The sequence below is a fragment of the Pseudomonas sp. PS01297 genome, from assembly GCF_029959305.1.
GTDB lineage: Bacteria > Pseudomonadota > Gammaproteobacteria > Pseudomonadales > Pseudomonadaceae > Aquipseudomonas > Aquipseudomonas helleri.
Genome location: NZ_JASCPQ010000167.1, coordinates 1 through 5,726, shown reverse-complemented (window position 1 = coordinate 5,726; position 5,726 = coordinate 1). Strand labels below are relative to the sequence as shown.

The following is a 5,726-nucleotide window of genomic DNA, read 5'->3' as shown; positions in this document are numbered from 1 at the left end:
GGCTTGCTCGCGATGGTTTTCAGGGCGCCTCATTTGTTCGGCAAAACGCGTCATCGTTAACGACCATCGCGAGCAAGCCCGCTCCCACAGTGTTAAGTGACCAGCCAGGGTTTAGGTCTGGCTGTCGCCATCATCGTCATCGCTGCTGTCATCGCCAGAGCTGCCGCCCTGGCCGTCAGCAACGCCAACACAATTTAAAGCGGGCGATAGACCTGTTTGGAATAGCCAGGCATAAAAAAAGCGAAGCCCGAAAGCTTCGCTTTTTTTAACCCGTAAACGCCGGAGCGCTTAGTGGTGCTCACGCGTTGCGCGGAAGCTGATGTCTGGCCAACGCTCTTCCATCAACGCCAGGTTGACGCGGGTCGGGGCCAGGTAAGTCAGGTGCCCGCCGCCATCGACGGCCAGGTTTTCGACGGCCTTGTTGCTGAACTCTTCCAGCTTCTTTTTATCGCTGCTGTCGATCCAGCGCGCCGAGTACACAGTGATTGGCTCGTAGGAGCATTCCACTTTGTATTCTTCTTTCAAGCGGCTCGCGACCACGTCGAACTGCAGCACACCGACGGCGCCCAGAATGATGTCGTTGCTGCGCTCCGGGAAGAACACCTGGGTGGCGCCCTCTTCGGCCAGTTGCTGCAAGCCTTGGCGCAGCTGCTTGGACTTGAGCGGATCGCGCAGACGTACGCGACGGAACAGTTCCGGGGCGAAGTGCGGGATACCGGTGAAGCTGAGGTTTTCACCCTCGGTGAAGGTGTCACCGATCTGGATGGTGCCGTGGTTGTGCAAACCGATGATGTCGCCCGCGTAGGCTTCTTCGAGCTGTTCACGCTCGGAGGAGAAGAACGTCAGTGCATCGCCGATGCGCACGTCTTTGCCAGTACGCGCGTGGCGCATCTTCATGCCCTTTTCGTACTTGCCCGAGCAAATGCGCATAAAGGCGATACGGTCGCGGTGTTTAGGGTCCATGTTCGCCTGAATCTTGAACACGAAGCCCGTGAATTTTTCTTCAACCGGCTCAACCACACGCTCGTTGGCCACACGGGCCAGCGGCATCGGTGCCCAGTCAACTACCGCGTCCAGCACGTGGTCGACACCAAAGTTGCCCAACGCCGTACCGAAGAACACCGGGGTCAGTTGGCCGTCGAGGAACTCCTGCTGGTTGAACTCGTGGCAGGCCCCCTGCACCAGCTCAAGCTGTTCGACAAAACGATCGTACTCGTCACCCAGGTGGGCGCGGGCTTCGTCGGAATCGAGCTTTTCGATGATTTTGGTTTCGGTACGTTCATGACCGTGCCCGGCGGTGTAGACGATGATGTAGTCGTCCGCCAGGTGGTAAACGCCCTTGAAGTCGCGGTAGCAACCAATCGGCCAGGTGATCGGCGCGGCCTTGATTTTGAGGACGGCTTCGATCTCGTCGAGCAATTCGATCGGGTCACGAATGTCACGGTCGAGTTTGTTGATGAAGCTGACGATCGGCGTGTCACGCAGACGGCAAACGTCCATCAGGGCGATGGTGCGCGGCTCAACACCTTTACCGCCGTCGAGCACCATCAGCGCCGAGTCGACCGCCGTCAATGTGCGGTAGGTGTCTTCCGAGAAGTCTTCGTGGCCCGGGGTGTCGAGCAGGTTGATCATGTGGTCGCGATACGGGAACTGCATGACCGACGTGGTAATCGAAATACCCCGTTGCTTTTCCATTTCCATCCAGTCGGAGGTGGCATGGCGGTCGGACTTTCGCGATTTCACCGTACCGGCGACCGCAATCGCCTTGCCCATCAGCAAGAGCTTCTCGGTGATGGTGGTTTTACCCGCATCGGGGTGGGAAATAATGGCGAAAGTGCGGCGTTTCGCGACTTCGGCGGCCTGATGGGTCATGGGAAATCGCCTGACAATTGATTCAAAAAAGGGCGCGGATTATAGCCCAAATCAGGGACGTACAGCCACCGTTCACGCCCTTGCTCGTCGGACAAGGGTGGCAATGTGCCGTAAAAAATGTGAACCTTTTAAACAGTGGAGGCGTCCACTCCTTTGATACGACAACGTGTCAGGGGCTGAATTATCAGCAAGTTAGTCTGACGAGGCTGCGCTAATGACAGGCAATTGGGGTGCATTTCGCCCCACCTGTTGCTCTTCGCGAACGCATTGCCGGCAGCCAGAAATGGCCTTGCCACACGGGAATGTGTCCGCCGACTGAAAAAAAAGGAGTCCGCCTATGGCTAATCGCTATGGTAAAGGGCTTATAGGATGCGCGGTTGTGATCGCGGTCCTGGCCCTGTTGGTCCACTGGATCGGCATAAGCACTATCGAACACTATCAAGATGATCTGTTGTTCTACCTGCAAGCCCACCTGTACCTCGTACTCGCTTCAATGTTTATCGCCCTCCTTGTAGGGATACCCGCTGGCATTGCGTTAAGCCGACCTAACATGGTCGGGCATGCCGAACGTTTCATGCAGGTCTTCAACATCGGTAACACCGTTCCACCGCTTGCAGTACTGGCCATTGCCCTGGGGTTTCTGGGGATCGGCAGTGGGCCTGCTATCTTCGCGCTGTTTCTCGCCTCGTTGCTGCCCATTGTGCGCAACACCTACGAAGGCTTGAAAAACGTTCCTGCCTCACTCAAAGAAGCCGCTGTCGGCATCGGCATGACCCCGCGCCAAGTGCTGTGGCGTGTCGAATTGCCCAATGCCGTGCCCATCATCATGGGCGGCGTGCGGGTTGCACTGGCGATTAACGTCGGTACCGCACCGCTGGCCTTCCTGATTGGCGCCAACAGCCTGGGCAGTCTGATTTTCCCCGGCATTGCCCTCAACAATCAGCCGCAATTGATCCTTGGCGCAGCCTGCACCGCGCTGTTGGCATTGCTGCTCGACGGCCTGGTGATACTCATCAGCCGCCGCTGGTTGGAACGCGGTCTGCGACCTTCATAGGTCGGGCTGAGGAAAGGAATAATCATGAAGAAAATTAGCTTGATATTAGGCTGCATCCTGCTGTTCGCAGGAATTGTTCAGGCCGCAGAAAAACCCACCATCCGCATCGGTGCGCGGGTGTTTACCGAGCAAACCCTGCTCGCGGAAATCACCGCCCAGTACCTCAACAGCAAGGGCTATAACGCCCAGGTAACCGGCGGTCTGGGCAGCAGCCTGGCACGCAGCGCCCATGAAACCGGGCAACTGGACATGGTGTGGGAATACACCGGCGTGTCGCTGGTGGCCTACAACCACATCACCGAGAAGCTCGACAAAGATCACGCCTACGACCGCGTGAAAGAAGTCGATGCGAAAAAGGGCCTGATCTGGCTGCACCCGTCCAAGTTCAGCAACACCTATGCGCTGGCGTTGCCACAAAACGTGGCTGAAGAGTTCCCGGACATCAACACGATCAGTGACTTGGACAAGGCGCTGCGTGACCCGGAAAACAAAAACGCCCTGGTGGCACTCGACACCGAGTTCGCCAACCGCTCCGACGGTTTGCAAGGCATGGTCAAGCTGTACGACATGGACCTGACGCGCAAAAACATCCGCCAGATGGACGCAGGCCTGGTCTACACCGCGCTTAAAAACGGCCAGGTGTTTGCAGGGCTGGTGTACACCACTGACGGTCGCTTGAGCGCCTTCAACCTCAAGTTGCTCGACGACGACCTGCATTACTTCCCGGACTACACCGCCGCGCCGGTGGTGCGTAAAGCCTTCCTCGACGCGCACCCGGAGCTCGAAGCGCAGCTCAAGCCGCTGGCTGACCTGCTGGACGACGAAACCATGCGACAGCTCAACGCCCGGGTCGACGTTGACCACGAAAGCCCGTCCAAAGTCGCCGCAGACTTTCTGCGCCAACATCCACTCAACTGAGGAGAAGACATGGAATTTCTAAACGCCTTTTCCCACATGGACTGGTCGCTGGTCACACACCTGACATGGCAGCACATCACCTTGGTCGGTATTGCCGTCACCCTGGCCATTGTGGTCGGCGTGCCGCTGGGCGTGCTGATGACCCGCTTCCCGTCATTGGCTGGCCCCATGCAAGCCAGCGCCACAGTGATGCTGACCATCCCCTCGATTGCGCTGTTTGGTCTGCTGCTGCCGTTCTACTCGAAATTCGGCCAGGGCCTGGGCCCGATGCCCGCCATTACTGCCGTGTTCCTGTATTCGCTGCTGCCGATCATGCGCAACACCTACCTCGCCCTCACCGGCGTAGAGCCGGGTATTCGTGAAGCCGCACGCGGCATCGGCATGACCTTCGGCCAGCGCCTGCGCATGGTTGAGCTGCCCATCGCTGTGCCGGTGATTCTGGCCGGTGTGCGCACCGCCGTGGTGATGAACATCGGTGTCATGACCATTGCCGCCACCATCGGTGCTGGCGGTCTGGGTGTACTTATTCTGGCTGCAATCAGCCGCAGCGACATGTCGATGCTGATCGTCGGCGCGGTCCTGGTCAGTGTTCTGGCCATCGTCGCTGACCTGCTTCTGCAATGGCTGCAACGCTCGTTGACTCCAAAAGGATTACTGAAATGATCGAACTTCAAAACCTCAGCAAGACCTTCCAAAGCAACGGCAAAGACGTCAAGGCCGTGGACTCGGTAAGCCTGACCGTCAACGAAGGCGAAATCTGCGTGTTCCTCGGACCATCGGGTTGCGGCAAAAGCACCACGCTGAAAATGATCAACCGCCTGATCAAGCCGACCTCCGGCAAGATTTTGATCAACGGCGAAGACACCACCGACCTCGACGCGGTGACACTGCGCCGCAACATTGGTTACGTGATTCAGCAGATCGGTCTGTTCCCGAATATGACCATCGAAGAAAACATCACCGTGGTGCCGCGCCTGCTGGGCTGGGACAAGCAAAAGTGCCATGACCGTGCCCGCGAACTGATGAGCATGATCAAGCTGGAGCCCAAGCAGTACCTGCATCGCTACCCGCGTGAACTGTCGGGTGGCCAGCAACAGCGAATCGGTGTGATCCGCGCCCTGGCGGCCGATGCCCCGCTGCTGTTGATGGACGAGCCGTTCGGTGCGGTCGACCCGATCAACCGTGAAATGATCCAGAACGAATTCTTCGAGATGCAGCGCGCGCTGAACAAGACCGTGATCATGGTCAGCCACGACATCGACGAAGCCATCAAGCTGGGTGACAAAATCGCCATCTTCCGTGGCGGCAAGCTGCTGCAGATGGACCACCCGGACACCCTCCTCGCGCACCCGGCCGACGACTTTGTCAGCAACTTTGTCGGCCAGGACAGCACGCTCAAACGCTTGCTGCTGGTCAAGGCCGAAGACGCGGCCGACAACGCACCGTCGGTGAGCCCGGAAACGCCGGTGGCCGAAGCGCTGGACCTGATGGACGAACTCGACCGCCGCTATGTCGTCGTCACCGACGCCGACAACAAGGCACTGGGTTATGTCCGTCGTCGCGACCTGCACCGCCAAACCGGCACCTGCGGCCAATTCCTGCGTGAGTTCAACGCCACGGCGGCCTACGACGAACACTTGCGCATCCTGCTGTCGCGCATGTACGAGTTCAACCGTTCGTGGTTGCCGGTGATGGACGCCGAGCGCGTGTTCCTTGGTGAAGTGACCCAGGAATCGATCGCCGCCTACCTCAGCTCGGGCCGTTCACGCGGCGCCAAAACCAGCATCGTTTCACCGGCTGAAACCGCGCAGGCTTAAGCCGCCCCTGTAGGCGCGAGCTTGTCTCGCGATCTTTTGACCTTTAAAAGATCGCGAGACAAGCT

General features: G+C 58.5%; 5 protein-coding genes. 4 read left to right on the top strand and 1 reads right to left on the bottom strand.

Going from position 1 to position 5,726, the window contains the following annotated elements; translation table 11 throughout:
* Positions 1–288: 288 nt before the first annotated feature.
* The gene (locus QMX84_RS25615; RefSeq protein ID WP_153335286.1) at positions 289–1,872 is read right to left on the bottom strand and encodes a peptide chain release factor 3; all 1,584 of its coding nucleotides are present in this window, start codon (positions 1,870–1,872) and stop codon (positions 289–291) included.
* Positions 1,873–2,209: 337 nt separating this feature from the next.
* On the opposite strand from QMX84_RS25615, the gene QMX84_RS25610 reads away from it, so the two are divergent.
* From QMX84_RS25610 to QMX84_RS25595, 4 genes are read left to right on the top strand one after another with little or no spacing between them, the layout of a single operon-like run.
* The gene (locus QMX84_RS25610) at positions 2,210–2,926 is read left to right on the top strand and encodes an ABC transporter permease (protein WP_048367262.1); all 717 of its coding nucleotides are present in this window, start codon (positions 2,210–2,212) and stop codon (positions 2,924–2,926) included.
* 24 nt (positions 2,927–2,950) lie between these two features.
* Complete coding sequence (locus tag QMX84_RS25605) at positions 2,951–3,844, top strand: glycine betaine ABC transporter substrate-binding protein (RefSeq protein WP_048391634.1); 894 nt, start codon at positions 2,951–2,953, stop codon at positions 3,842–3,844.
* Positions 3,845–3,853: 9 nt separating this feature from the next.
* Positions 3,854–4,507, top strand: coding sequence for an ABC transporter permease (locus QMX84_RS25600; RefSeq protein ID WP_282365089.1), 654 nt, complete (start codon positions 3,854–3,856; stop codon positions 4,505–4,507).
* Positions 4,504–5,661 carry a betaine/proline/choline family ABC transporter ATP-binding protein gene (locus tag QMX84_RS25595; protein WP_153432686.1) on the top strand — a complete coding sequence of 386 codons (1,158 nt, stop codon included), beginning with the start codon at positions 4,504–4,506 and terminating at the stop codon, positions 5,659–5,661. The genes QMX84_RS25600 and QMX84_RS25595 overlap by 4 nt, the downstream gene beginning before the upstream one ends.
* Positions 5,662–5,726: the final 65 nt, after the last annotated feature.

Coding starts and splice junctions, on each gene's coding strand:
- QMX84_RS25615 (WP_153335286.1), bottom strand. CDS start 1,872: ATGACCCATCAGGCCGCCGAAGTCGCGAAACGCCGCACTTTCGCCATT.
- QMX84_RS25610 (WP_048367262.1), top strand. CDS start 2,210: ATGGCTAATCGCTATGGTAAAGGGCTTATAGGATGCGCGGTTGTGATC.
- QMX84_RS25605 (WP_048391634.1), top strand. CDS start 2,951: ATGAAGAAAATTAGCTTGATATTAGGCTGCATCCTGCTGTTCGCAGGA.
- QMX84_RS25600 (WP_282365089.1), top strand. CDS start 3,854: ATGGAATTTCTAAACGCCTTTTCCCACATGGACTGGTCGCTGGTCACA.
- QMX84_RS25595 (WP_153432686.1), top strand. CDS start 4,504: ATGATCGAACTTCAAAACCTCAGCAAGACCTTCCAAAGCAACGGCAAA.